Origin of the sequence: Alkalihalobacterium elongatum (assembly GCF_019024285.1) — a bacterium.
Taxonomy (GTDB): Bacteria; Bacillota; Bacilli; order Bacillales; family Bacillaceae_F; genus Alkalihalobacterium; species Alkalihalobacterium elongatum.
The window spans coordinates 300,225-324,840 of the sequence record NZ_WMKZ01000003.1 but is presented as its reverse complement, the minus strand read 5'-3'; the positions used below and the strand labels follow the sequence as shown (position 1 = coordinate 324,840).

Genomic DNA, 24,616 nt, shown 5'->3' with positions numbered 1-24,616 from the left:
GCTCAAAACGAAGGACACGGGCACCATAGAGCTCGTTTAGTTCCCTTGCCTTGCTCAAAACGAAGGACACGGGCACCATAGAGCTCGTTTAGTTCCCGTGCTTTGCTCAAAACGAAGGACACGGGCACCATAGTGCTCGTTTAGTTCCCTTGCTTTGCTCAAAACGAAGGACACGGGCACCATAGTGCTCGTTTAGTTCCCGTGCTTTGCTCAAAACGAAGGACACGGGCACCATAGAGCTCGTTTAGTTCCCTTGCCTTGCTCAAAACGAAGGACACGGGCACCATAGTGCTCGTTTAGTTCCCGAGCAAGGCTAAAACAAAGCGCACGAGCACTATAGAGCTCGTTTAGTTACCATCCCACTGAAAAAATTAGCTGAACAGTCATTTAGTAGTAAAATAATATATTTCCTATAACCTTAAAAAGGCTCCACTAATTAAAGAGTGCAGCCTTTTACTAGGTCAAATGCCAAAACCAAAACAATATTAATTATAAAAGGAACCCTCAAACACCAAAACATCCCCTTCCAATTAATGGATCACCCCCCTAGGTAGCAACACTTAACAAAAAGCCATTTAAAACTATAGACAAAGTCACTTTTAAACGTTTGTTTTAAATTTTTAGAATAATCGGAATACAAAACTTTCCTTGGACATATTCATTTTAAAAAACCACATCAATAAACAACATTTCACATCATTCCTCAATTTTTAGTGTGTGATCATGTTGTATTGTGGACTTGAGATTAGAAATGAAAAGGAGATGTTGCTGTTGTTCACTTCTATGAAAGGCAAGAAAGTGGTTGTTACTGGTGGTAGTAAAGGAATTGGAAAAGGAATCGCTCAGGTATTTGCTAGTCAAGGAGCAACAGTTGCTGTAGTTGCGAGAAACCTAGCTGCAGCTAAAGACTGTGTTGCTGAAATTAAAGAAGCTGGTGGTGAAGCCTATGCTTTTTCAGGTGATGTATCAAACCGTCAATCCATCGAAAATACGGTTTCGTCAATCGTAAATAATCTTGGTGGAATAGATGTGTTATGCGCGAATGCTGGTATTTTCCCTTCAAAGTCGATCGAGGATATGACCGATGATGATTGGGATACGGTACTAGATACTAATGCTAAAGGAACCTTTTTGACACTACAAGCATGTCTTCCTCATTTAAAACAAGCCGAATATGGAAGAGTGGTCATTACTTCTTCGATTACAGGTCCTGTTACTGGTTACGCTGGGTGGTCACATTATGCCGCAAGTAAGGCTGCACAATTAGGATTTATGAGAACAGCGGCATTAGAATTGGCTGATCATCAAATTACTGTAAATGCAGTTATGCCAGGTAATGTCTTAACAGAAGGATTAGCAGGATTAGGTGAAGATTATTTAAAAGATATGGCAGCATCAATCCCGCTAAAAAAACTAGGGACAGTTGAAGATATTGCTTATGCTGCAGTTTTCCTAGCATCTAAGGAAGCAGGTTTTATAACAGGACAGACACTCATTGTAGATGGTGGACAAATTTTACCTGAAGATTAATTTCATAAGATCACAATAAGGAAGTTAGTTATGGACAAAGTCTAAGTTATAGTAGGTGATGTAAAAATGTCTTTATCGTTTGAGGAACGTAAAAAGTTAATTGTCAACTCACTGGACAGAGAAGAAAAAGTCCAAGTACGTGTGTTAGCAAAAAAGCTAGACGTATCAGGGGAAACGATCAGACGGGACCTCGACCGTCTTGAAAAAGAAGGGTTACTAAAAAAGGTATATGGTGGTGCAGTGAAAACAAAGTTTAACTCATGGGAATTACCTTTTGATCAAAAAACAACGATTAATGATAAAGAAAAACGTGCGATATGTAAGGCCGCAGCTGACCTAGTTGAACATCGTGACAGTATTATGATCGGGAATGGAACAACTCCATTAGAAATTGTTCGCTTCTTAGCAGACCGCACGGATATTACTTTGATCACACATTCCACCCCTGTATTTTTACTAGCAACAGAAATTTTCAAAGGGCGGATTATTTTTATTGGTGGGGAATATGAAAAAAATCAAAAATCAACTACAGGCCCTCTAACTGAATGGATGCTCCAACACTTAAAGGCAAATAAAGCCTTTATTGCAGCGGGTGGTTTATCATCGGACGGAATTACAGATTATGATCTCAATGGGGCGAATATCTCTCGAAAAATGATGGAACGAGTTGAAGATGTCATCGTTTTAGCTGACCATACAAAGTTCGGGAAAACCACGTTTGCACACGTTTGTTCGTTAATGGATGCATCCATGGTTATTACTGATAAAAATTGTTCAAATGAATGGAAACGAACATTAGCTGAAAAGGAAATTGAACTTGTAATAGCAGATGACATTTAATGACAGAGCAATGTTCTAATGAACACGATAAAAACAACGGAAACAAAATGTTGAAAAGAAGTGGGGAGAAAACAAATGTTGAAGCTAAATAGTAAGAGCACGGTTTTAGAGCAATCGATCAATTGGTGGAATCCAGGAAAAACAAAACAATGGCAAACTGATGGAATCGATTTAGTTATCGGAAAGAGAGAAGGATACTTTTTTTACGATATGGACGGGAAAAAATTAATGGACGTTCATCTAAATGGCGGCACATATAACCTCGGTCACCGTAACCCAGAAATCATCTCTACTTTGAAATCTGCCCTTGATGAGTTTGATATTGGCAATCATCATTTTCCATCGATTGCCCGTGCGAAACTAGCTGAAGAGCTTTCCAAGGCAACGCCTAGCAATTTAAAATATTCGATTTTTTCGAGTGGAGGTAGCGAAGCAATCGATGTTGCCTTAAAATGTTCGAGGTATGCGACAAAACGAAAAAAAATAGTATCAATTGAAAAAGGCTATCATGGACATACTGGGTTGGCTGTTTCGCTTGGTAATGAACGGTATTCGAAGCCTTTTCTATGTGAAGGGGATCCGTCTGATTTTGTCCATGTTCCTTTTAATAATTTAGATGCAATAGAAGCTGTACTATCAAAAGGAGATGTAGCATGTGTAATCATTGAAACGATTCCAGCGACCTATGGTTTTCCACTACCAGCACCAGGATATCTACAATCTGTAAAACAAATGTGTGAAACGTACGGAACATTGTATGTCGCAGATGAAGTACAAACAGGCTTAATGCGAACAGGAAAACTGTGGGGAATTGAACACTACGAGATAGAACCGGATATTCTAGTAACTTCTAAAGGGTTTAGTGGGGGTATTTATCCAATCGGAGCTACGGTCGTTAGTGAACAAGCTGGACAATGGATGAATGAGGATGGTTTTGCTCATATTTCAACATTTGGAGGATCAGAGTTAGGCTGTCTGGTTGCTATGAAAGTTTTAGAGATCTCGCAGCGTCAAGAAGTCGTACAAAATGTAGATTTCGTTGCTCGTTATTTACGAACAGGACTTGAGTCGATTAAGAAAATGTATCCAGACTTTTTCGTTGGCATTCGTCAATTAGGTGTCGTCATGGGACTCGAATTCAACCATCCACAAGGGGCTAAGTATGTCATGCGTTCCCTCTATAAAAATGGGGTTTGGGCAATTTATTCAATGCTTGACAATCGAGTACTTCAATTCAAGCCAGGGTTGCTTTGTAGCCGAGAATATTGTGATGAACTGTTAACCCGATGTGAAACAAGTATAAAAGAGGCAGTGCAAATGGTGACATAAACAGTCTTTTAAGATAGAAAGGAGCTAAGGGATGAGCAATACAAATCAAGATAGCTGGAAAAAAAATATAGAGAAGTTTGATAAAGTGGCAAACAATGCAATTAATTTTTATCCTGAAAACGAATATACGTCGGTTAAGCTATTAAACTATTCTGAAAATGCAACATACTTAGTAAAAAATAATCAAACTGCCGATAAACAAATTCTAAGGGTAAGCCGTCCAGGTTATCATACGAAATCAGAAATAGAAAGTGAATTAGTATGGTTACAATTTATAGATCGTAATTCTCCCCTCAATGTGTCCTTGCCGATTGCAGGGGAGAATGGGAAGTATGTTCAATCGATTCAATTTGGAAAAGAACAATTTTACTGTACCATGTTCACATTTCTTGAAGGGGATGCACCAGATGAAAATAAAGAAAGTGACTTAATTAGAAATTTTGAAAGTCTTGGTGAGATTACCGCTCACTTGCATGATAATAGTATAAAGTTTTGTCAGTCAGCTAAAACACTTACTCGACTCACTTGGGACTATGAAACGATATTAGGAGAAAACCCAAAATGGGGACGATGGCAAGATGGTTTAGGGATGACCCCTAAGAGGGAAGAGCTTTTTGAAAAAGTCTCGACAAAAATTAAGGCTAGGCTTAAAAATTTCGGTAAAGATTTTAATAGATATGGGTTAATTCATTCCGATTTACGTCTTGCTAATTTACTAGTCGACCAGGACGAAGTAAAAGTTATCGATTTTGATGATTGTGGGTATGGGTGGTATTTATATGATCTTGCTACTTCGTTAAGTTTTATAGAAGATAAACCTTATGTTCCAAAATTAATTGAGTCTTGGTTAAAAGGATATCGAAAGGTGAGATTTCTATCTCAAGAAGAAGAACAAGAGATTCCAACCTTTATAATGATGAGAAGACTACAGCTAGTCGCTTGGGTGGGTAGTCGTAATAATGAGACTACGGAACTATTAGGTAGTACTTTTACTGTAAATACGGATCATTTAGCTAAAAAATATTTGCAAAATTCTTAATATTAAATCCACAATTCTCCCAATTACCATTTCAAGTCAACTCAAGGTTTCTTTATTAATGTTTGTGTCTCATTGATCTAGCGTACTTGTATATCTAAGAGTTGAATGGCGTTGTAAATTGTCCGTTGGTATTAATGAAAACAATATATAAGGAGTTGACTTTATGAGTAACCAAAATCTTGAGTTAAAGAAAACATTGACACCATTACATCTATGGGCTATTGGGGTTGGGATTGTTATTTCAGGGAACTTTTTTGGCTGGAACTTTGCATTAGACCAGTCTGGCTATGTAGGAATGTTAATTGCTACAGCGCTAATGGCTATTATGTATACCTTTATGTGTTATGGAATATCCGAATTATCAACAGCGATGCCACATGCAGGTGGGCCATATTCATTTGCAAGAAGAGCAATGGGACCTTTTGTCGGTTTTATCACAGGAACAGGGGTAATCTTACAATATTTTATTGCAGCACCAGTAATTGCTATAGGAATAGGCGCCTATATTAATTTCTTATTTCCGACTATTAGTCCTGTAGCCGCTGCTGCATTCATGTATGTATTTTTTATGGCTGTCCATATCATTGGGGTTAAAGAGTATGCAAGATTAGAAATCATCCTTGTCCTTATTGCCCTAGGTCTCCTCGTTCTAATGTATTTCGTCGGGTTACCTAACATTGAAACAGCGAAATTATTCGGGGCAGAAGGAACACCATTAATCCCTGGAGGTTTCCAAGGTATTTGGGCTGCGTTACCGTATGCAATGTGGCTTTTTCTAGCGATTGAAATGCTTCCGATGCTATCTGAAGAATGCCGCGATGCAAAAAAAGATATGCCTAAAGGAATTATTTCAGGGATGATTACCTTATTAATATTGTCAGTTTTAACAACAACAGTAGCGATTGGATTAGGTGGTATCGATTTACTAGCTACTGCAGAAGATCCACTACCAGTTGCAGTTGGTGCTGCTTTTGGTAATACGTACTGGCTAGCTCAAGTTCTAGCTTCTGTTGGCTTAGTTGGGTTAATTGCAAGTTTTTCAGGAGTTATTTTAGCGTATTCCCGTCAAATATTCTCATTATCTCGAGCAGGATATTTACCAGGCTTCCTATCTAAGTTACACACCACACGTCGTACTCCATATTACTCCATTATTCTCCCAGGTATTGTAGGGTTAATTTTAGTTTTACTCGTTAACCCAGATGAATTGATCTTAATTTCAACATTTGGCGCATTAGTATCGTACATCTTGATGAACTTATCAGTTATTATTTTGCGCAGAAAAGAACCGAACCTTGAGAGACCATATAAAACACCTTTATATCCATTCATCCCCGTTGTTTCACTAGCTTTAGCAGTCATAGCACTATTTGCAAGTATTTTTTACAACTTAACGTTCTTCTGGATCGGTGTTGCAACGTTTGTTGCTGCTAGTATCTATTATTTCACTTATGCCAAAGACCGAATAAATGTTAATGCTCCTGAAGAGCAGTTTATACAAGAAGATCACACAAATAAATAATTATAGAATTCTAAATCAATTAGAGATGGGTGAGAACAGGTGTCAGTAAGACATCTCTTCTCCCTCAAAATTAACATCTGGGGGTGAATTTATGGACAGAACGTTAGTAGAAAAAATTACGAGAATGGTAATCGAAAAATTAGAGGAGCATTCATCTTATCGACCTCTTTCTAAAGAAGAAATTAACAAATGGGATGAAATTTCGTCAGTCTTCGAAACCAGAAAAACAGTTGAGTCAACGGTTGAGGTTAACAGCCCTCTTTCAGAAAGAGAATTAAGGCGATGGAGTGAAATTACAGCATCATTAGAAAAGAAAAAAGAAGAAGCCATAACATCTGCACAAAACACAAATGAAAATAATTTAATTAGGTTTAATCGCTATAATTAAAAATCTTTTTAACCTGTGTTTTCTAATACCCATCTAATGAGTGAAAGGAGTGAGGAGATGATTGAGATTGATTTTGATTTACAGTCAATGCAACAAATGAGAAATATGGTTAAGAAGGCTAAAGAAGCTCAGGCAAAGTATATGAATTTTTCACAAGATCAAGTAGATACCATTGTAAAGAATATTGCCGAAAAAGCATACAGGCAAGCAGAAGAACTAGCTAAGTTAGCTGTTGAAGAGACAGGGATGGGAGTTTGGGAACATAAAAAAATTAAGAACGAGCTCGGTTCACTAGGAGTTTACGAGTCGATCAAGTTTCAAAAAACAGTTGGAACGATCAACAAAGACCCAAACAATAAAATCATAGAAATTGCTTATCCATATGGGGTTATTGCTGCCATTACGCCTACTACTAATCCGACCTCAACAGCAATTTATAAAACTCTCATATCATTAAAGTCACTAAACGGGATCGTATTTAGTCCACATCCTTCAGCTGTAAAGTGTACGGCTGAAGCTCTAAAGATCTGTAATGATGCGGCCATAGAAGCTGGAGCTCCAGAAGGGTTAATTGGGTGGATGACTAAACCCACAATGGATGCAACTACAGAACTTATGAAGCATAAGGATATCGACCTAATCCTAGCGACTGGGGGAGGTGGCTTAGTTCGTGCTGCTTACAGCTCGGGTAAACCAGCTTATGGAGTAGGTCCTGGAAATGTACCTGTTTTTATTGAGCGGACGGCAAATGTTAAAAAAGCTATTCAAATGATTGTTGATAGTAAAACATTTGATAACGGAACAATTTGCGCTACAGAACAAGCAATTGTCGTTCATAAAGACATAAAAGCTATGACTGTAAGAGAGTTAAAAAATAATGATGTTTACTTTTTAGATGAAGAAGAAAAATCAAAGATAGAACAAGTGATTTCTCCTATAAAAGGCAAGTTAAATCCCAAAATTGTCGGTCGTTCGGCACCAGTGATTGCGGAAATGGCTGGTATTAGCGTTCCAAAGCAAACTCGAATTCTAATCGCTGAAGAAACTAGAATTGGCAAGGACATTCCTTTTTCAATTGAAAAACTTTCACCTATTTTTGCTTTATATACGGCGAGTAATGAGGAAGAAGCAAAAGAAATATGTATTAAACTATTAAATTTAGGCGGCAGGGGGCATAGTTTTTCGATTCATTCTAATGAAGAACGAGTGATCGAACAATTCGGTCTTGATATGCCTGTTTCTCGTATAATGGTCAATACACTAGCATCAATTGGAGCAGCAGGAGCAACAACTGGATTGACACCATCATTGACGCTTGGTTGTGGTTCGTATGGAGGAAACATTACTTCTGATAACATTTCAGCACAACATTTATTTAACATAAAACGAATTGCTTATGGAATAAAAGAGGTTTCAATTCCGAAACCGAGTTTATCCACTTCCGAGGACAATGCCTTGCAAATGAACTCGGTCAAATATGATATTGATGAGATGATTGAACAGGTGCTAAAAGAAGTGGATATGAAACATAACACTATTGACCGAATTACAGTCGCTAATATGGTTAAAAACGTCATTGAACAATACCAAAAATAATAATTAGGGGGAATTTATAATGGGTAGAGAATTAAACGGTGCATTAGGAATGATTGAAACGAAAGGGTTAGTAGCATCTTTAGAGGCAGCTGATGCGATGGTTAAGGCAGCGAATGTGAACTTAGTAGGAAAGGTTCATGTTGGAGGAGGAATAGTTACAGTTTTAGTTACAGGAGATGTAGGTGCAGTAAAGGCAGCAACTGATGCAGGAAGTGCTGCAGCACAACGGGTTGGTGAACTTATTTCTGTACACGTTATCCCGCGTCCTCATAACGAGCTAGGGATTATCTTACCGAAATATGAAGGTTAATTTTTTTCTTAACACAACTTATCCTTCCCTTAGTACGTTAACTAGTTATAGAGAGTGAGGTTAGGGAAATGGTTAAACATAACTCACACTTAGTAATTATAGAGGAAATTTTGAGCCAATTAGGGAAGGGTGGTCATAAGGAAGAAGGAATTCCCATTGGCGTTTCTGCTCGTCATTGTCATCTGAGTCCAGAAACTTTAGAACTATTATTCGGTAAAGGTTATCAGCTAACGAAAAAGTCCGATTTGCTTCAACCTGGTCAATTCTCTGCAAATGAAACGGTTACAATCGTTGGCCCAAAAGGAAGTATTCAGAATGTTAGAATTTTAGGCCCTACAAGAAAGCTAACACAAGTCGAAGTTAGTAAAACTGATTCGATAAGGCTAGGGTTAACCCCGCCGATTCGCGAATCAGGAAACATTAAGGGGTCAGCTCCTATTACAATTGTCGGTCCAAAAGGAAGTATTTATTTATCAGAAGGTTTAATTATCGCTCAAGCACATATCCATATGTCACCCATAGATGCGGAGCACTTTGGTGTTCGAGACGGTGAATTTGTTCAGGTTGAAATTAATAATGATGTAAGACCACTGCGCTTTAAGAAAGTAAAAATTCGTTTATCTCAAAACGCAGTACTAGAAATGCATGTTGATACAGACGAAGCTAATGCTAGTTTAGTTAAAACTGGTGAGAAAGGTAGACTAGTCAAAGAGGATAAGAGAAATGACTAACAATCTAATGGTCAAAGAAATTGTAACAGAAGTACTTAAACGAGTAGAAACGTACTTTCAAAAGGAAAAGCCAATTTTACTGGTAATACATGAAAATACAGAGAAAAACATATTACAAATAAAACAGTTGAAAAAGGATTGGGATGTTGTAGAACACCTTTCTGCAAATATGGACGTTCCTTCCATACACCAAGCAGTTTTCTTAGACGTGAATCAAGATTTATTCGTTAAAGGTGCTGTTGGAATTGCAGATACAAATGAAAGTATTTTGTTAGCGAAGCTACTTTTAGCAGGTGTTAAAGTTTTTCTTGTTCCAGATGAGTCTTTGTCAAATATATTAAACTTGGATAAAGATAAACATCCTAACAAATCTTATGTTTCAATGTTACAAGAATACGAGAACCAATTACAAAGGTTTGGCGTTGTACTACAATTATTATCAACCATTGTTCCGGAAAATAGTAAACCTATTAATGAACCTGTATGTCATGAACAAGGTACATTTTCTGATAAATTATTGACAAAGCAAGTCGTTGAAACATGGAGAAGCAAACAGATCAACATTAAACCTAACACCATTATTACTCCCTTAGCTCGCGATATCGCAAGGGAAAGGGGCATAAAAATATCGACGAACGATGCTAAAGGGGGAGAGGATACATGCTAATTTGTTCGGTCATAGGAAATGTATGGGCAACAAGGAAGGAAGATGGTTTAACAGGTTTAAAATTCTTAGTTGTTCAACCCGTTCAATTAGAACCTGATAATCCGATTCAACCAGCATTTATCGCAGTTGATCGTATCGGTGCAGGCTTAGGTGATAGAGTCATAGTGACTAAAGGTGCTCCAGCTTCTTATATAGAAGAAAAAGGGGTTCCAGTTGATGCACTCATAATTGGGATTATTGACGTAATAGGAAGAGGTGAAAACGGTGACTGATGCTGTAGGGATGATTGAAACAAGAGGGTTAGCTTCTTCCATTGAGGTAGCTGATACGATGTTAAAGGTTGCACATGTCACTCTTGTCAGACAAGAAAAAGCAGACGGGGCACTTGTAACCATTATCATAAAGGGTGATGTAAGTGCTGTTCAAGCCGCAATTGAAGCAGGTACAGACGTCGCCAAAAGAACAAAAGCTCTTGTTTCTTGCACCATTTTACCTCACCCAGATCAAGACACGACAACTTTATTCTCATAACGATTAGATTTTTCATTCGTGTAAAGGGAAGGAGGTAGAATATGTCTTTTAAAAGAAAGAAGTTTGCCATTATTGGAGCGGGCTATACTGGAACGACTGCTGCATTAATGATTGCCCAAAAGGAGCTGGGCGATGTTGTTCTTCTAGATATTCCAGAAATGCAAAATCCTACGAAAGGTAAAGCGCTCGATATCCTTGAATCAAGTCCTGTACAGCGATTTGATAGTCATATCACTGGGACATCAAATTATCAAGATATTTCTGGAGCTGATGTTGTGATTGTCACTGCGGGAATTGCAAGGAAACCAGGTATGAGCAGAGATGACCTTGTAACAACAAACGCAGAAATCATGAAAGAGGTTTCCTTAAATATCGCATTATATGCACCAAGCAGTTATATTGTCGTACTTAGTAATCCAGTGGATGTAATGACTTATGTCTGTTATAAAGTGACTGGATTTCCAAAAAATCGAGTCATCGGCCAATCAGGAGTTCTAGATACAGCACGGTTCAATACTTTCGTTGCCGAAGAGCTCAATGTTTCAGTAGAAGATGTCTCTGGGTTTGTTTTAGGAGGACATGGAGATACGATGGTGCCACTAATTCGTTTTTCATATGTTGGCGGGATTCCTTTAGAAAGAATTCTTCCCCAAGATAAAATTAACGAGATTGTTGAACGAACTAGAAAGGGTGGAGCAGAAATCGTTAACTTACTTGGAAATGGTAGTGCCTATTATGCTCCAGCTGCTTCTATTGTTCAAATGGTAGAAGCAATTGTCAAAGATAAGAAACGAGTACTTCCATCAATTGCTTATTTAGAGGGAGAATATGGTTATGAAGATATCTATTTAGGAGTCCCTACCATCTTAGGCGGAAATGGAATAGAAAGTATTATAGAAATTCCATTAACCCCAGAGGAAAATGAGGCATTAAACATATCGGCTCAATCTGTTCAAAGTGTTTTACAATTGCTTTCGTCATAAACTTATTTTTGAAGTTAACTAATATATTTAATTGTAGTTTTGAATTACAGATAGGAGGCTGTTATATAGTGGCAGCTCCTATCTACCAATTATCTTACCTATTATTGAAGAGAGTGATGATAACTACAAGCTCTATAAGGAGGTGTTGATGATTAATATAATGCTCATTTTATTGTCCACCTAAAAATAACTGAATATTACAAAAAATGTATAAAACAATTGCTTATTCCTTGCAGTTCTATCCTAGTAGACTTTGAGTAAAGTAATAAAAGGAGGAAATCATGAATAGACTGTTAGCTTCCGTCGGGGAATATTTCAGTAGAGTAATCCAAAGGTTCTTACCAGATGCATTCGTTTTAGTTATTTTTATTACAGCCATTACATTTATTATGGGTGTTGCGTTTGTAGGGCAAACCCCTATGCAAATGTTAACGTATTGGGGAGATGGCATTTGGAGCTTACTTGCATATACGATGCAAATCGCATTAGTTTTATTAACAGGATTTATATTTGCTCATACAAGGCCTGTCCAAAAAGTACTGAAAGCAATTGCTGCACCTATTAAAAAACCTAGCACAGCTATAATGATGGCTGCTTTCATAGGTGCGATAGGGTCTTTAATTTCATGGGCTTTCGGTTTAATTGTGGGGGCACTAATCGCAAGAGAACTAGCTAGAAACGTTAAAGGGGTGCACTACCCTTTACTAGTTGCAGCTGCTTATGCTGGTTTTGTCGTTTGGCATGGGGGATTATCAGGTTCCGCTTTACTAACTGTCGCTACTCCTGGTCACTTTTTAGAAGATACAATTGGGGTCATTCCGATTGCAAATACAATCTATTCAACACCGAATCTAATACTAATCCTCATTTTAGTTATTACCATCCCAATTATTATGAAATTGATGATGCCTTCAAAAGATAAAGTGATTGAGTATCAAGAAGATGAGAAAAGTGCATCATTACTAGTTGAACCTAGAAAAGAACCACAACACACCATGGGATTTGCACAGAAACTTGAAAACCATCGTTTCGGCTCGTTACTTCTTGGCGGGGGTTTAACGATTTATACTATTTACTACTTTGCAACAGGTGGAGGTTTAGACCTTGATTCTTTAAACCTGACTTTTTTCTCTTTAGGAATTTTGTTTAGTAATTCTCCTATGCACTATATCCAAATGGCGAAAGAGGCTGGAAAGAATATAGCTAATGTTGTCGTTCAATACCCTCTCTATGCTGCAATTATGGGTATGATGACGGCATCTGGTTTAGCAGCTGCAATGACCGATTTAATGGTAAGTAGTACAAATGCGAATATGTTACCGATCTTTACATTTATATCCGCTGGGCTTGTTAATATGTTTGTTCCTTCAGGAGGAGGTCAATGGATTATTCAAGGTCCAATTGTTGTCCCAGTAGCCCAACAGTTAGGTGTTGAGGTAGAAAGAGTAGTGCTTGCTGTTGCTTGGGGTGACGCATGGACAAATATGCTACAGCCATTCTGGGCACTACCATTATTAGCAATAGCAGGACTTGGCATCAGAGATATTATGGGATATTGTGCTGTTATTCTCATATGGGTTCTGTTTGTATTTACAGGGGTTTTCCTACTATTCTAGTAAAAAGTTAAGAATTTTTATAAAAATACTCCCTTTGTGAAAGCATCACTCTTTTCTCCAAAGGGGGTATTTTCATAAGGGTTTTTGTAAGGTAAAGAATTAACATAAATGAAAAGCCTTTTTAAAAAGGAAGGTGAAGTCAATGTCGGAGGAAAAAAAGCGGTTTATCCAAGAGTTTGTTCCAGGAAAACAAATTACATTGAGCCATCTGATCGCTAACCCTGACGCTGAAATGTTCGATAAGTTAGGAATCGAAAAGGGAGGCGCCATTGGTATACTAACTCTTACTCCTAGTGAGACTGTAATTATAGCGGGTGACTTAGCAACTAAGGCTGCTAATGTTTCCATTGGTTTTCTTGACCGTTTCACTGGAAGCCTAGTGATCATTGGAAATGTTTCAGAAGTAGAAATGGCAATGCAACATATCAACGAATTTTTATTAGTAAATTTAGGGTTTACCTCATCTAAAATTACAAAATCATAAGGAGGAATGAAGTGAGAAAAAATCGAGCGATGGTCATTGGTAGCGTCGGTGCTGGAAAGTCAACCTTAGTAAATGTTCTGCTAGGACGCGAAAAGACTCCTATGAAAACTCAAGCTTTACTTTATCATGATTGGCTCGTTGACAGTCCTGGAGAATATACTGAAAACCCGATGTTCTACAAATCAATTATGGTGACTAGTTTAGAAGTAACACACGTCTTATTACTCCAAGATTCAACAAATACTAAAACAATCTTCCCTCCTGGTTTTACATTAGGTCTTCCTAAATTACCAATTGGAGTAGTTACTAAAAGCGATCATAAGAATGCAGATATTGAGAGAGCACTTAACCAATTAAAAAAAGTTGTCATCAAAGGACCAATTATCATTACTTCTGCTATTAAAGAATCGGGTTTAATACAAATAAAGGAACTTGTTCAATGTAATACATTAGAACAAATGAAAAAGTATTGTGATACTTTAGATGAAACTTTATACCACTGGAACAGTTAAATATTTATAGTTATTAGTTTTACTTTATTGAAAGGAGGGATTGTATGATAGAGCGTTTAGAAAAAGAATATTTAATAAGTGCAGGCATTGATATTGGTACAGCTACTACCAAACTAGTTATTAGTCGTTTTGCAATTTGTAACACAGCTGGCGCTTCACGTGTTCCACGTATTGAAATAGTAGACGTTGAAGTTTTGTATAAAAGCCCAATCTACGATACCCCTCTTTTAAACACAAATCTAATTGATATAGATAAGGTCAAATCGATCGTGACTGAAGAATATTTAAAAGCTGGTATTCAACCTAGCCAAATTCAAACAGGAGCTGTCATTATTACAGGTGAAACAGCAACAAAACAAAATGCAACTGAGATGGTTCATTCTTTATCATCCTCGGCGGGAGATTTTTTAGTTGCTACTGCAGGACCAGACCTAGAAGGGATAATTGCTGCAAAGGGCTCGGGGGCCTACCAATTTTCAAAAGATACAGGAAAGACCATTGCAAACATTGATATCGGTGGGGGAACAGCAAATATTGCCGTTTACCAAGCTGGTATTTTTCAAGGGACCTGCACACTGCACATTGGCGGTCGACTAATTGAATGGCGTGAAAATAAAATTAAAAAACTCTCAAAACCAATAGCTGATATAGCTGTAAAAGAGAATATTTCACTTGGAATAGGCGATGAGCTTCACCCTGTAACATTAACAAGACTAACACAAAAAATGGTTGAAGCCGTTTATGGTGCTTTAACTAGTAATATTTCGGCTAACCACCCTCTATTGCTCGGACATGTTCCAAATTGGGAGATTGATATAGATGCTATTATGTTTTCTGGTGGAGTAAGTGCATATTTATATCATTCTCCTGAATTAATGCAAAAACGAAATAGGTGTGAGGATATTGGTGAGGTACTTGCACAACAATTAAAAGCAAGTCCATTACTTCAAACTTTTGAATGGATTAAGCCGAAAGAGACGGTTCGAGCAACAGTATTAGGGGCTGGTACACAAACAACTGATATTAGTGGTGCCACGATTCAAGTTAATGATTATATATTACCATTAAGAAACCTACCAGTCTTTCATTTAACGTTTGGATATACACTTGCACACTCAAATAGGGTTATTTATCAATCTATAAAATCAGGGATAGAACTTTATGATTCTTTAACCGAGGGCATTCCGTTTGCATTATATATAAAAGAACTTCCTCTAATTAAATTTTCGCAGCTTCAAAATTTAGCAGAAGAATTCATTGAAGTATACGAAAGTCTAGTAAAAAGCTCGATACCAATAGTTCTAATCCTTGAAAGTGATTATGCTAAAGCTTTGGGGCAAACACTACAATCTAAGCAGAATAAACGTCAAATAATATGTATTGATCAAATTTTTGTTAAAGAGGGGGATTACATAGATATTGGAAAAATGCTCAAGTCTGAGGTGGTCCCAGTCATTGTTAAAACACTAGCGTTTCATTCATAGAAAGGAAGATGAATATGCGATTACGTGTTCGAATAGGAGATATCTCTTATCATTTTAAAAGTTTAAAAGAAGTCTTTGCCAAGGCGAATGAAGAGAAATCTGGTGATCAGTTAGCTGGTATTGCCGCAGAAACTGTCCAAGAAAGGATTGCTGCAAAACGTGTATTAGGGGAAATCACACTTGAAGAAGTTCGAGAAAACCCACTCATTTCACCCGAAGAAGATGAAGTGTCAAAAGTAATAGATGATCAATTGAATGAGCCCATTTATACCTCGATAAAGAGCTGGACTATTACTGATTTAAGAGAGTTTATCTTAAATGATCAAACGAAAGGAGAAGATATAAAAAGAATTAGTCGCGGACTAAATAGTGAAATGGTTGCAGCGGTAACAAAGCTAATGTCTAATCTTGATTTAGTATACGGTGCAAACAAACTAGAAGTTATCAAGCACTGCAATATTTCTATCGGTGAAAAGGGTACACTCTCTTCAAGACTACAACCGAATCATCCAACTGATAGTGTTGACGGGATGTTAGCTTCGCTAAAGGAAGGGTTAAGCTACGGGGTAGGTGACGCAGTTATTGGAATTAATCCTGTTGACGATTCTGTTGAGAGCGTTAAAAGATTATTACATGCAACCTACGATTTTATCGAACAATGGAAAATACCAACTCAAAACTGTGTCCTCGCTCATGTAACAACACAAATGAAAGCTATCGAACAAGGCGCTCCTGCCGATTTGATTTTTCAAAGTATAGCAGGCACTGAAAAAGCGAACCGATCATTTGGTATCGATGTTTCTCTACTAGATGAGGCAAATGAAATGATACGTAAGTACGGAACATCTTCTGGCCCTAACCGGCTATACTTTGAAACAGGCCAAGGTTCTGAACTTTCAGCGGAGGCGCATTACGGAATAGATCAATTAACCCTAGAGTCTAGAAACTATGGGCTTGCAAGACGTTATGATCCTTTTATTGTAAACACGGTTGTTGGATTCATTGGTCCAGAATACTTATATGATAATAAACAAGTCATTCGTGCAGGCCTTGAAGATCATTTTATGGGGAAGATGCATGACCTTTCAATGGGCGTCGATATTTGTTACACCAACCATATTCGCGCAGACCAAAACGATATGGAAAATTTAGGAGTGCTTCTTACGGCGGCAGGAGTCAATTTCATTATCGCAACCCCAATGGGCGATGATTGTATGCTTAACTACCAATCAATGAGCTACCACGATGTAGTCACATTACAACAAACAATGGGAAGAAAACCATCTAAAAAGTTTTTTGACTGGTTAAACAAAATGGAGATTTTACTAGATGGAAAATTAAGTTCACGAGCAGGTGATCTAACGATATTTTCATAGCCAATGAGGTGATTTCGTGGAAAAAGAATTAATTAAACAGATAACAAGATTAGTAATAAAAAAGCTAGAAGAACATAAAGAACTAAGTATAGCAAATGAAAGTGAGACATCAAGTAATAATTCGGTAGATAGCTTTTCAAATAACATCCCTACTAATGATCCACCTACAGACAGTGGTGTTATGCATAGTGTATTGGAGATTGAAGAGCCTAGTCGTAATGTTGTGTTGGGGCATGCGTGCAAAGAAGAAATTTTACATGAATCAATGAAAAAGACCCCAGCTCGAATAGGAATTGGCCGAGCTGGGGTTAGGCCAAAAACAGAAGCTTGGCTTCGATTTCGTTTGGATCATGCTGCAGCAGTTGATGCAGTTTACGGGGATGTCAATGAAACAGTACTTAATAAATTAGGGTTATTTAAAGTTTCTACTAAGGTTTCTACTAAAGAGGAATTTATAAGGCGTCCTGATTTAGGAAGAAAACTAACAGAAGAATCTAAAAACTTAATTTCTTCTAAATGTGTCAAGGGACCACAAGTGCAAATCATCGTATCTGATGGATTAAGCTCTGATGCAATTGAAAAGAACATTGAAGATGTGTATCTTTCTTTTGAACAATCATTAAAAAGTTATGAATTAACACAAGGCACTCCATTTTATATCGAAAAAGGCCGTGTTGCTGTTATGGACGAAATCGGCGAACTTCTTCAACCTGAAGTTATTGTTCTTTTTATTGGAGAACGGCCAGGCCTCGTCTCTTCTGAGTCTCTCAGTGCATATCTTTGTTACAAGCCTAATCAAAATACAATTGAGGCGGATAGAATGGTTGTTTCTAACATTCACTCTTTTGGTATACCACCCGTAGAAGCAGGTGCTTACCTTGGTAAAGTAGTAAAAAAAATATTAACTTATGAAGCGAGTGGAGTAAATCTCGTAAAAAAACAGAAATAAAAAGGAGGGAAGCAGATGGTCTCTAGGCCAATACGTGCAAAAATCCTTGCTGTTCGTATGATCCCTAACGTCGATCCTGCATTAGCTAAGCAATTTTCTTTGAGAGAAGATCAAAGAAGTCTCGGGATTATCACGACAACAATTGACGATATAGGTTATACAGCTCTAGACTCTGCAACAAAGAAGTCAGAGGTAGAAGTCGTTTATGCCAAATCATTTTACGCAGGAGCAAACCACGCGTCTGGACCATTATCTGGTGAATTTATTGGAATTATTGCGGGAAGTAATCCAGATGAAGTTAGGAGCGGGATTGAAGCGGTTGAAATAACGATCGAACATGAAGCCTATTTTGAAGCTTTAGACACAGCTGGGAACCATGTATGTTATGCACATGTTATTTCAAGTACAGGTCGTTATTTATCTAAGATTGCGAATGTAAAGGAAGGAGCACCTATTGCCTATTTGATTGCCCCACCATTAGAAGCAATGTATGGACTAGATGCTGCATTAAAAGCGGCTGATGTACAATTAGCTACCTTTTTCGGACCGCCGTCTGAAACAAACTTTGGCGGGGGCCTGCTAACAGGGTCCCAATCTGCATGCCAAGCAGCAGCTGATGCATTCCGCCAAAGGGTGCAAGAGATTGCTGATAACCCGTTGTCATATTGAAGATGTTTTGGGTTCCCAAATAAAGCAATTAATAACCATAATTGTTGTTAGAGATATTCTGGCACAATCTGCGCATAGAATTTGTTTAATTCCCAAGCCACTTAAAATATGAAGCGCATCGGCACTATTGAGACCGATTAGTTCCCGGGCCTTGCTCAAAACGAAGGGCACGGGCACTTTAGAGCTCGTTTAGTTACTGTCCCTTGCTCAAAACGAAGGGCATCGGCACTATAGAGCTCGTTTAGTTCCCATGCCACTTGAAAAACGAAGGACACGGGCACCATAGAGCTCGTTTAGTTACCATGCCACTTGAAAAACGAAGGACATCGGCACTATAGAGCACGTTTAGTTACCGGGCCACTTGAAAAACGAAGGACACGGGCACCATAGAGCTCGTTTAGTTACCGTCCCTTGCTCAAAACGAAGGACACGGGCACCATAGAGCTCGTTTAGTTACCGGGCCACTTGAAAAACGAAGAGGATCGGCATCATAGAGCTCGTTTAGTTACCATGCCACTTGAAAAACGAAGGACATCGGCACTATAGAGACAGATTAGTTCCCGTCCCATGATAAAAACGAAGGACACGGGCACCATAGAGCTCGTTTAGTTACTGGTCCACTTAAAAAACGAAGGGCATCGGCACTATAGAGCTCGTTTAGTTACCATGCCACTAAAAAAAACGAGGGACTCCGTCACCACAGAGCTCAATTAGTTACTAAACCTCTAGATGCACCGCTGGGAGGAGACTCTCATTAAACTAATAATGCCTACCCAACGCAAAAGCGGCTGCACTCAGTAAAGTGCAGCCGCTTTCTCATTTTATGTAAATCGCAAACCTATCTACGAGCTAATTATCCATGCGTTACTTGATCATCGACTCAGAAAAAGTGACCTTTTACACAAGAAAAGATATCCTCCTTATGGCTGCTTCCTTCCGGATCTGACCCGTTCGGGGGCTATTCTTTGCAAAAGACTTTTTCCTCAACACCGATTCACAAGCACTGATCACACATAATTAGACCTTCGATAGGAATTCGACCCTGCTACAGCGGATTGCAGGTTACAAGGCACCGCTACCTCCCCGTCTATTGCGATGTGTTTCATGTGAATAACTATATCTTACTATGATTTATATCGATTGTATATGTTAATTATCTGGGAGTAGTGGAGGATAATTCCACTGTGTAACTAAGACCTGAGTTAATCTAAATCTACAAATTATTCTAATAAAATAATATAAAGCAAGAAATAAAATTAATGAACTTTTAACTGTTTTCATAGACCCAAAAATAAATAACCATTAATAAATAAGCATTTATCATAACAATTATAATACTTCAAAAGATATCTAAATAAAATAAAATTCAGATTATTCATTGACACAGCTGAAAAATCCCAATAGAATTAAACTAGACTGATTGATTATTCAGTCTGCTTTAAATTTGCACTATACCTATCCCCTTACTCTATTAAGTAACATCATTTTTTATAAGAAATACATACATATACAAAGAAAACAAAGAATTAAAAAGGGAGAGAGACCATATGAATTTATACTCGAATTTATCGAATGCTTCAAAACTTTATCCTGAAAAAGATGCTTATATCTTCTTAAATGAAAGTACAACTTTCCGTGAGTTACACCAGAAGGTTAATCAATTTGCTCATAGCTTGTCACAGCAAGGAATTGAAAAAGGAGACACAATTGCGTTACTTTTAGGTAATTCACCTGAATTTGTAATCGCTTACTACGGAACTCTTAGTGCAGGAGCTACCGTTGTTCCTGTTAATCCTACGTTTACAGCTCGTGAAATCGAATATATCTTATCAAACAGTAAGGCAAAAGGAGTTATTGCAGACGCGAGTTTACATACTACATTATCTGAAGTTCAGCAAAATGTTACTTCTCTAGCATTTACGGTATACTCTAAACCAGTAGAAGGCGAATTAGCTTTTGATTCTTTTATTAATCATACGATTGAGAAATTTGACGGCCCTGTCGTTGAAGAAGATGATGTTGCTGTTATTTTATATACATCAGGAACAACAGGCTCTCCTAAAGGGGTTATGTTAACACATAAGAACTTACAATCGAATGCTGAAGCAGTTCGTGAACTATTTGAGATGACAGCTGAAGACCGTGTTGTAACTGTGTTACCTATTTTCCATGTATTTTGTATGACAGTTTGTTTTAATGCATCCATCTTAACGGGGGCAACTATGCTTCTATTACCAAAGTTCAGTCCACAAGAAGTTGTAGAAACGATTGCGAAAGAAAAAGCTACGATCTTTGCTGGGGTTCCTACGATGTATAACTTCTTACTTCAAATCCCAACGACAAAAGAACAATTTAGTTCGCTTCGCATTTGTATGTCAGGTGGTGCCTCATTACCAGTAGCCATCATAAATAAATTTAAAGAGCATACAGGTATTCAAATCCAAGAAGGGTATGGATTAAGTGAAGCTGCACCAGTAACAGCCTTCAATCCAATACATGGTGTTTGTAAGCCAGGCTCAATTGGAGTTAATATTCCTTTTGTAGAAAATAAAGTTGTTGATCCAGACGGCGTTGAAGTCCCACGCGGTGAAGTCGGCGAACTCATTGTAAAAGGCCCGAATGTAATGAAGGGTTATCTTGGTATGCCTGAACAGACAGCTCGAACGATAAAAGACGGCTGGTTATACACTGGTGATATGGCAACCATGGATGAAGAAGGGTATATTTATATTGTTGATCGTAAAAAAGATATGATTATCGTTGGTGGTTATAATGTTTACCCTCGTGAAATAGAAGAGGTACTATATGACCATGTAGATATTGTCGAAGTAGCTGTTGTTGGTGTTCCAGACGAGAGCTACGGTGAAGCTGTAAAAGCGTTTGTCGTTTCTAAAAATCCTGTGCTCACTGAAAATGATCTTAAAGAGTATTTGACAGATAAACTAGTAAAATATAAACGACCACAATCTATTGAGTTTCTTTCCGAATTACCGAAAAACACAACTGGAAAGATCTTACGTAAGAACCTTAGAAACTTAGAAGAATCTACTAAGTAATAAAAATTAGAAACAACGGAAGGACCTCTTAAGGATCTTTCCGTTGTTTTTGCTATAAATTATAAGAAAGAGTAAATAGTTGACAAAAATATAAGAAATATTCATAATATTGATTATAAACCGACCGATTGATCGGTCGGGTGTTACAAAGTCCGAAATTTATGAGGTGAACAATATTATGGATAGAGTAATTCAATTTTTAGATGGCTCCATTAATGAGTTAAGTAAATTAGAAGCAGAATTAAGTAACTTAAATGAAGAAGAGCTCGGGCAAATTGCGGCTACATATCCATTCAATGAATATTTTCATGAGCTCTTATTAAAGTTAAACAATTGGAAAAAAGAGCTTGAAAACAACTGAATTTTGCCGTAATTAGTAACCTTGATGCCTTCAACTAATAAAATGGTTACTGATAGGGAGGAAGTAAAAGAGTGTCGGAAAGTACAAAAAAGAGAATCATAGATTCAGCATTAACATTATTTAAAAACAAAGGCTTTCATGAAGTTTCAGTTCGTATGATTGCAAAAGAAGCTGGTGTTTCCAATGGCGGATTTTATCATCACTTTCAATCTAAAGATGAACTTTTATATCAAATAAACGATTTCATTCTTACATATGTTATGGAAACTGGAAAGGAAGTTGCATTAAAAAAAGAAAGCCCAGTTGAGAAGTTAGAAGGCATGATCCGAGCTTTTATCTTAGCCTTTGATGTATATAATTTAGAGATTTCTGTTATGTACCGTGAAAACCATTATCTTGCTCCAGAATACTTTGAAAAAATCAAAGAGAAAAGAGACGAGTATCAAGACTATATTTACTCCATTATCAAAGCAGGTATAAAAGCAGGAGACATTCGATCTAATACGCCACTTATACTAAATGGAATGGCGATCTTTGGGATGATCAACTGGACATATCAATGGTATGAAAAAAATCGTGGTATTACGATAGATAAAATTGCCGATGTTTACATTGATTTTATTATGAATGCTTTACTTACTAAAAAGGCGAAACAAAATTTGAGATATGAACATTTATTTTTAAATGATGAATAGGGCTTCCATGATTTTACATAGATGCAAGTTTGTTTAAGAAGTTTGTTTAAGAAGTTTGTTTAGAAAAATTAGGGTATGGGGAGAGAACAAAAGTATGAATTTCCAATTAACTGATGAACAACAAATGATTAAAAAAATGGTTCGTGACTTCGCAGAAAATGAAGTTGGACCGACTGCTCATGAGCGTGATGAAGAAGAACGCTTTGACCGTGAGTTATTTGACAAAATGGCAGAGCTAGGTCTTACAGGTATTCCTTGGCCAGAAGAATACGGCGGAATTGGTGCCGATTATTTAAGTTATTGTATTGCTGTAGAAGAATTATCACGAGTTGACGCTTCGATGGGTACAACTTTATCAGCTCACACGTCTTTAGCGGGCTGGCCTGTATATAAGTTTGGTACCGAAGAGCAGAAGCAAAAGTACCTCCGTCAAATGGCAGAAGGTAAAAAAATTGGTGCATATGGACTTACAGAACCAGGTTCGGGTTCAGATGCCGCTGCGATGAAAACCACTGCAAGACGTGATGGTGATGACTACATCTTAAATGGATCAAAAATATTTATTACGAACGCTGGCTATGCAGACATTTATGTTGTTTTTGCTTTAACTGATCCTGAAAAGAAACATAAAGGAACAAGTGCTTTTATTGTAGAAAGTGACATGCCAGGTTTTTCAGTTGGTAAAAAAGAAAAAAAATTAGGTATTCGTTCGTCACCAACTTGTGAAATTATTTTTGAAGATGTGCGTGTACCAAAAGAAAACCTCCTAGGTGAAGAAGGAGAAGGCTTTAAAATTGCGATGATGACATTAGATGGTGGCCGTAACGGTATTGCAGCACAAGCCGTGGGGATTGCACAAGGTGCACTTGATGCTTCCGTTAATTACGCTAAAGAACGTAAGCAGTTTGGTAAAGCTATCGGTGCTCAGCAAGGACTTGCTTTTAAATTAGCGGATATGGCTACAAAAGTAGAAGCTTCCCGTTTACTTACGTATCAAGCTGCGTGGAAAGAAAGCGAAGGACTTCCTTACGGAAAAGAGTCGGCAATTTCTAAATTAATGGCTGGTGATACCGCTATGAATGTCACAATTGAAGCTGTTCAAGTCTTTGGCGGCTATGGTTTTACAAAGGAATATCCAGTCGAACGTTACATGCGTGATGCGAAAATTACACAAATCTACGAAGGAACTCAGGAAATCCAACGACTTGTTATATCTAAGATGCTTTTAGCTGACTAATTCAATACCTATGCACGGACCCATTTTCAAGAAAATTTCAAATGATTAATGAATGTTTAAAGGCTAGTCGAGTATGTTATATTATTACGACTCATCAGATAATTTTTCGTCATGCGAAATAACAGTCGTATAAATAATGAATGGTTGGAAAATATACGGATATAATTTTATTCAAAAGGAGAGATAGGTAATGAACAAACGTCAAAATTTAAAAGAAATCCAAGAACAGCAGCAAGTTGTCCAAAACCAAAACAAAGCTGAACAATTTGATAATACCGATACTGAATTCTCCTCGGATGAAAATGTCCAAGATGCCATCGCAAAAAGCCACCAATACGAAGCACAAAAGCAGCAACCGACGTATCAGCCGAACAAACCTTTTTAAGTGGAGTGTAAAGTGGTAAACCGATATTTAATAAAAACGAGCGTTCACTCAATTCTTTTAGAAACTGGCACAATGATTTGTGTCAGTTTTTTCTTTGAAAGCAAAGCTCTACTAAACTAAAGATAGAGCCCATGGTGGTCAACAAGTATTTTCATCTATTCCTTCTTTAACCGTTACTTCTTAAAGGGCATTTTGTTTAGATGCAATATGTAAAGGACAATACTATTAAAATGCTCAACCACAAAGTGAGGTCACTAACAGCCTCACTTTTTTTACACATACATAAAAGGAAACTACATTTATAAAGAACCTTTTATTAACAGGAT

The 24,616-nt window shown here is 37.5% G+C and carries 25 protein-coding genes and 1 other RNA gene; 25 read left to right on the top strand and 1 reads right to left on the bottom strand.

Features of this window, described 5'->3' with window-relative positions; all coding sequences use genetic code 11:
- Nucleotides 1-771: 771 nt before the first annotated feature.
- From fabG to eutL, 20 genes are all read left to right on the top strand, one after another.
- Nucleotides 772-1,530 carry a 3-oxoacyl-ACP reductase FabG gene (fabG, locus tag GKP30_RS07265; RefSeq protein WP_216828745.1) on the top strand — a complete coding sequence of 253 codons (759 nt, stop codon included), beginning with the start codon at nucleotides 772-774 and terminating at the stop codon, nucleotides 1,528-1,530.
- Nucleotides 1,531-1,596: 66 nt separating this feature from the next.
- A complete protein-coding gene (locus GKP30_RS07260) occupies nucleotides 1,597-2,370 on the top strand; it encodes a DeoR/GlpR family DNA-binding transcription regulator (protein WP_216828744.1) in 774 nt (257 codons plus the stop codon).
- A gap of 75 nt (nucleotides 2,371-2,445) precedes the next feature.
- On the top strand, nucleotides 2,446-3,699 hold the full coding sequence (locus tag GKP30_RS07255) for a class-III pyridoxal-phosphate-dependent aminotransferase (protein WP_216828743.1): 1,254 nt from the start codon (nucleotides 2,446-2,448) through the stop codon (nucleotides 3,697-3,699).
- A gap of 31 nt (nucleotides 3,700-3,730) precedes the next feature.
- Entirely contained in the window at nucleotides 3,731-4,738 is a 1,008-nt protein-coding gene (locus GKP30_RS07250) for a phosphotransferase enzyme family protein (RefSeq protein WP_216828742.1), read from the top strand.
- A gap of 163 nt (nucleotides 4,739-4,901) precedes the next feature.
- Nucleotides 4,902-6,260 carry an ethanolamine permease gene (gene eat, locus GKP30_RS07245; RefSeq protein WP_216828741.1) on the top strand — a complete coding sequence of 453 codons (1,359 nt, stop codon included), beginning with the start codon at nucleotides 4,902-4,904 and terminating at the stop codon, nucleotides 6,258-6,260.
- 91 nt (nucleotides 6,261-6,351) lie between these two features.
- A complete protein-coding gene (locus tag GKP30_RS07240; protein ID WP_216828740.1) occupies nucleotides 6,352-6,648 on the top strand; it encodes a hypothetical protein in 297 nt (98 codons plus the stop codon).
- Nucleotides 6,649-6,705: 57 nt separating this feature from the next.
- Nucleotides 6,706-8,244, top strand: a complete 1,539-nt coding sequence (locus tag GKP30_RS07235) for an acetaldehyde dehydrogenase (acetylating) (protein WP_216828739.1) — start codon at nucleotides 6,706-6,708, stop codon at nucleotides 8,242-8,244.
- A 19-nt stretch (nucleotides 8,245-8,263) separates the two neighbouring features.
- On the top strand, nucleotides 8,264-8,554 hold the full coding sequence (locus tag GKP30_RS07230) for a BMC domain-containing protein (RefSeq protein ID WP_216828738.1): 291 nt from the start codon (nucleotides 8,264-8,266) through the stop codon (nucleotides 8,552-8,554).
- Between the two features lie 68 nt (nucleotides 8,555-8,622).
- Nucleotides 8,623-9,285: a phosphate propanoyltransferase gene (locus GKP30_RS07225; protein WP_216828737.1), complete on the top strand. Its 663-nt coding sequence runs from the start codon at nucleotides 8,623-8,625 to the stop codon at nucleotides 9,283-9,285.
- Nucleotides 9,278-9,952 (top strand): hypothetical protein, encoded by a 675-nt coding sequence (locus tag GKP30_RS07220; protein WP_216828736.1) that lies wholly within the window; start codon nucleotides 9,278-9,280, stop codon nucleotides 9,950-9,952. Before GKP30_RS07225 ends, GKP30_RS07220 begins: the two co-directional genes overlap by 8 nt.
- Nucleotides 9,946-10,224: a EutN/CcmL family microcompartment protein gene (locus GKP30_RS07215; protein ID WP_216828735.1), complete on the top strand. Its 279-nt coding sequence runs from the start codon at nucleotides 9,946-9,948 to the stop codon at nucleotides 10,222-10,224. The genes GKP30_RS07220 and GKP30_RS07215 overlap by 7 nt, the downstream gene beginning before the upstream one ends.
- Nucleotides 10,217-10,483: a BMC domain-containing protein gene (locus GKP30_RS07210; protein ID WP_328703126.1), complete on the top strand. Its 267-nt coding sequence runs from the start codon at nucleotides 10,217-10,219 to the stop codon at nucleotides 10,481-10,483. Before GKP30_RS07215 ends, GKP30_RS07210 begins: the two co-directional genes overlap by 8 nt.
- Nucleotides 10,484-10,524: 41 nt before the next feature.
- Nucleotides 10,525-11,466: a malate dehydrogenase gene (gene mdh, locus GKP30_RS07205; RefSeq protein ID WP_216828734.1), complete on the top strand. Its 942-nt coding sequence runs from the start codon at nucleotides 10,525-10,527 to the stop codon at nucleotides 11,464-11,466.
- A 281-nt stretch (nucleotides 11,467-11,747) separates the two neighbouring features.
- Nucleotides 11,748-13,082, top strand: a complete 1,335-nt coding sequence (locus GKP30_RS07200; RefSeq protein WP_216828733.1) for a short-chain fatty acid transporter — start codon at nucleotides 11,748-11,750, stop codon at nucleotides 13,080-13,082.
- A 142-nt stretch (nucleotides 13,083-13,224) separates the two neighbouring features.
- Nucleotides 13,225-13,566 carry an ethanolamine utilization microcompartment protein EutS gene (gene eutS / locus GKP30_RS07195; protein WP_216828732.1) on the top strand — a complete coding sequence of 114 codons (342 nt, stop codon included), beginning with the start codon at nucleotides 13,225-13,227 and terminating at the stop codon, nucleotides 13,564-13,566.
- 29 nt (nucleotides 13,567-13,595) lie between these two features.
- Complete coding sequence (locus tag GKP30_RS07190; protein ID WP_216828763.1) at nucleotides 13,596-14,078, top strand: EutP/PduV family microcompartment system protein; 483 nt, start codon at nucleotides 13,596-13,598, stop codon at nucleotides 14,076-14,078.
- Between the two features lie 44 nt (nucleotides 14,079-14,122).
- A complete protein-coding gene (locus GKP30_RS07185; RefSeq protein ID WP_216828731.1) occupies nucleotides 14,123-15,562 on the top strand; it encodes an ethanolamine ammonia-lyase reactivating factor EutA in 1,440 nt (479 codons plus the stop codon).
- Nucleotides 15,563-15,576: 14 nt separating this feature from the next.
- Nucleotides 15,577-16,938 (top strand): ethanolamine ammonia-lyase subunit EutB, encoded by a 1,362-nt coding sequence (locus GKP30_RS07180; protein ID WP_216828730.1) that lies wholly within the window; start codon nucleotides 15,577-15,579, stop codon nucleotides 16,936-16,938.
- Between the two features lie 16 nt (nucleotides 16,939-16,954).
- Complete coding sequence (gene eutC, locus GKP30_RS07175) at nucleotides 16,955-17,887, top strand: ethanolamine ammonia-lyase subunit EutC (protein ID WP_216828729.1); 933 nt, start codon at nucleotides 16,955-16,957, stop codon at nucleotides 17,885-17,887.
- Between the two features lie 15 nt (nucleotides 17,888-17,902).
- Nucleotides 17,903-18,556, top strand: a complete 654-nt coding sequence (gene eutL, locus GKP30_RS07170) for an ethanolamine utilization microcompartment protein EutL (protein WP_216828728.1) — start codon at nucleotides 17,903-17,905, stop codon at nucleotides 18,554-18,556.
- A gap of 830 nt (nucleotides 18,557-19,386) precedes the next feature.
- Here eutL and ffs read toward each other — a convergent pair.
- An RNA gene (ffs, locus tag GKP30_RS07165) (signal recognition particle sRNA large type) lies at nucleotides 19,387-19,652 on the bottom strand.
- 451 nt (nucleotides 19,653-20,103) lie between these two features.
- Between ffs and menE the strand changes: the two genes are divergently transcribed.
- From menE to GKP30_RS07140, 5 genes are all read left to right on the top strand, one after another.
- Nucleotides 20,104-21,612: an o-succinylbenzoate--CoA ligase gene (gene menE, locus GKP30_RS07160; protein WP_216828727.1), complete on the top strand. Its 1,509-nt coding sequence runs from the start codon at nucleotides 20,104-20,106 to the stop codon at nucleotides 21,610-21,612.
- Between the two features lie 178 nt (nucleotides 21,613-21,790).
- Entirely contained in the window at nucleotides 21,791-21,973 is a 183-nt protein-coding gene (locus GKP30_RS07155) for a hypothetical protein (protein WP_216828726.1), read from the top strand.
- A 71-nt stretch (nucleotides 21,974-22,044) separates the two neighbouring features.
- The gene (locus GKP30_RS07150) at nucleotides 22,045-22,668 is read left to right on the top strand and encodes a TetR/AcrR family transcriptional regulator (protein ID WP_216828725.1); all 624 of its coding nucleotides are present in this window, start codon (nucleotides 22,045-22,047) and stop codon (nucleotides 22,666-22,668) included.
- Nucleotides 22,669-22,762: 94 nt separating this feature from the next.
- Complete coding sequence (locus GKP30_RS07145; RefSeq protein WP_216828724.1) at nucleotides 22,763-23,905, top strand: acyl-CoA dehydrogenase; 1,143 nt, start codon at nucleotides 22,763-22,765, stop codon at nucleotides 23,903-23,905.
- Nucleotides 23,906-24,095: 190 nt separating this feature from the next.
- Nucleotides 24,096-24,290, top strand: a complete 195-nt coding sequence (locus GKP30_RS07140) for a hypothetical protein (RefSeq protein WP_216828723.1) — start codon at nucleotides 24,096-24,098, stop codon at nucleotides 24,288-24,290.
- Nucleotides 24,291-24,616: the final 326 nt, after the last annotated feature.

What these genes read in the sequence shown, in the direction of transcription:
- GKP30_RS07260 (WP_216828744.1), top strand. Translation starts at nt 1,597, where the DNA reads ATGTCTTTATCGTTTGAGGAACGTAAAAAGTTAATTGTCAACTCACTG.
- GKP30_RS07255 (WP_216828743.1), top strand. Translation starts at nt 2,446, where the DNA reads ATGTTGAAGCTAAATAGTAAGAGCACGGTTTTAGAGCAATCGATCAAT.
- GKP30_RS07250 (WP_216828742.1), top strand. Translation starts at nt 3,731, where the DNA reads ATGAGCAATACAAATCAAGATAGCTGGAAAAAAAATATAGAGAAGTTT.
- eat (WP_216828741.1), top strand. Translation starts at nt 4,902, where the DNA reads ATGAGTAACCAAAATCTTGAGTTAAAGAAAACATTGACACCATTACAT.
- GKP30_RS07240 (WP_216828740.1), top strand. Translation starts at nt 6,352, where the DNA reads ATGGACAGAACGTTAGTAGAAAAAATTACGAGAATGGTAATCGAAAAA.
- GKP30_RS07235 (WP_216828739.1), top strand. Translation starts at nt 6,706, where the DNA reads ATGATTGAGATTGATTTTGATTTACAGTCAATGCAACAAATGAGAAAT.
- GKP30_RS07230 (WP_216828738.1), top strand. Translation starts at nt 8,264, where the DNA reads ATGGGTAGAGAATTAAACGGTGCATTAGGAATGATTGAAACGAAAGGG.
- GKP30_RS07225 (WP_216828737.1), top strand. Translation starts at nt 8,623, where the DNA reads ATGGTTAAACATAACTCACACTTAGTAATTATAGAGGAAATTTTGAGC.
- GKP30_RS07220 (WP_216828736.1), top strand. Translation starts at nt 9,278, where the DNA reads ATGACTAACAATCTAATGGTCAAAGAAATTGTAACAGAAGTACTTAAA.
- GKP30_RS07215 (WP_216828735.1), top strand. Translation starts at nt 9,946, where the DNA reads ATGCTAATTTGTTCGGTCATAGGAAATGTATGGGCAACAAGGAAGGAA.
- mdh (WP_216828734.1), top strand. Translation starts at nt 10,525, where the DNA reads ATGTCTTTTAAAAGAAAGAAGTTTGCCATTATTGGAGCGGGCTATACT.
- GKP30_RS07200 (WP_216828733.1), top strand. Translation starts at nt 11,748, where the DNA reads ATGAATAGACTGTTAGCTTCCGTCGGGGAATATTTCAGTAGAGTAATC.
- eutS (WP_216828732.1), top strand. Translation starts at nt 13,225, where the DNA reads ATGTCGGAGGAAAAAAAGCGGTTTATCCAAGAGTTTGTTCCAGGAAAA.
- GKP30_RS07190 (WP_216828763.1), top strand. Translation starts at nt 13,596, where the DNA reads ATGGTCATTGGTAGCGTCGGTGCTGGAAAGTCAACCTTAGTAAATGTT.
- GKP30_RS07185 (WP_216828731.1), top strand. Translation starts at nt 14,123, where the DNA reads ATGATAGAGCGTTTAGAAAAAGAATATTTAATAAGTGCAGGCATTGAT.
- GKP30_RS07180 (WP_216828730.1), top strand. Translation starts at nt 15,577, where the DNA reads ATGCGATTACGTGTTCGAATAGGAGATATCTCTTATCATTTTAAAAGT.
- eutL (WP_216828728.1), top strand. Translation starts at nt 17,903, where the DNA reads ATGGTCTCTAGGCCAATACGTGCAAAAATCCTTGCTGTTCGTATGATC.
- menE (WP_216828727.1), top strand. Translation starts at nt 20,104, where the DNA reads ATGAATTTATACTCGAATTTATCGAATGCTTCAAAACTTTATCCTGAA.
- GKP30_RS07155 (WP_216828726.1), top strand. Translation starts at nt 21,791, where the DNA reads ATGGATAGAGTAATTCAATTTTTAGATGGCTCCATTAATGAGTTAAGT.
- GKP30_RS07145 (WP_216828724.1), top strand. Translation starts at nt 22,763, where the DNA reads ATGAATTTCCAATTAACTGATGAACAACAAATGATTAAAAAAATGGTT.
- GKP30_RS07140 (WP_216828723.1), top strand. Translation starts at nt 24,096, where the DNA reads ATGAACAAACGTCAAAATTTAAAAGAAATCCAAGAACAGCAGCAAGTT.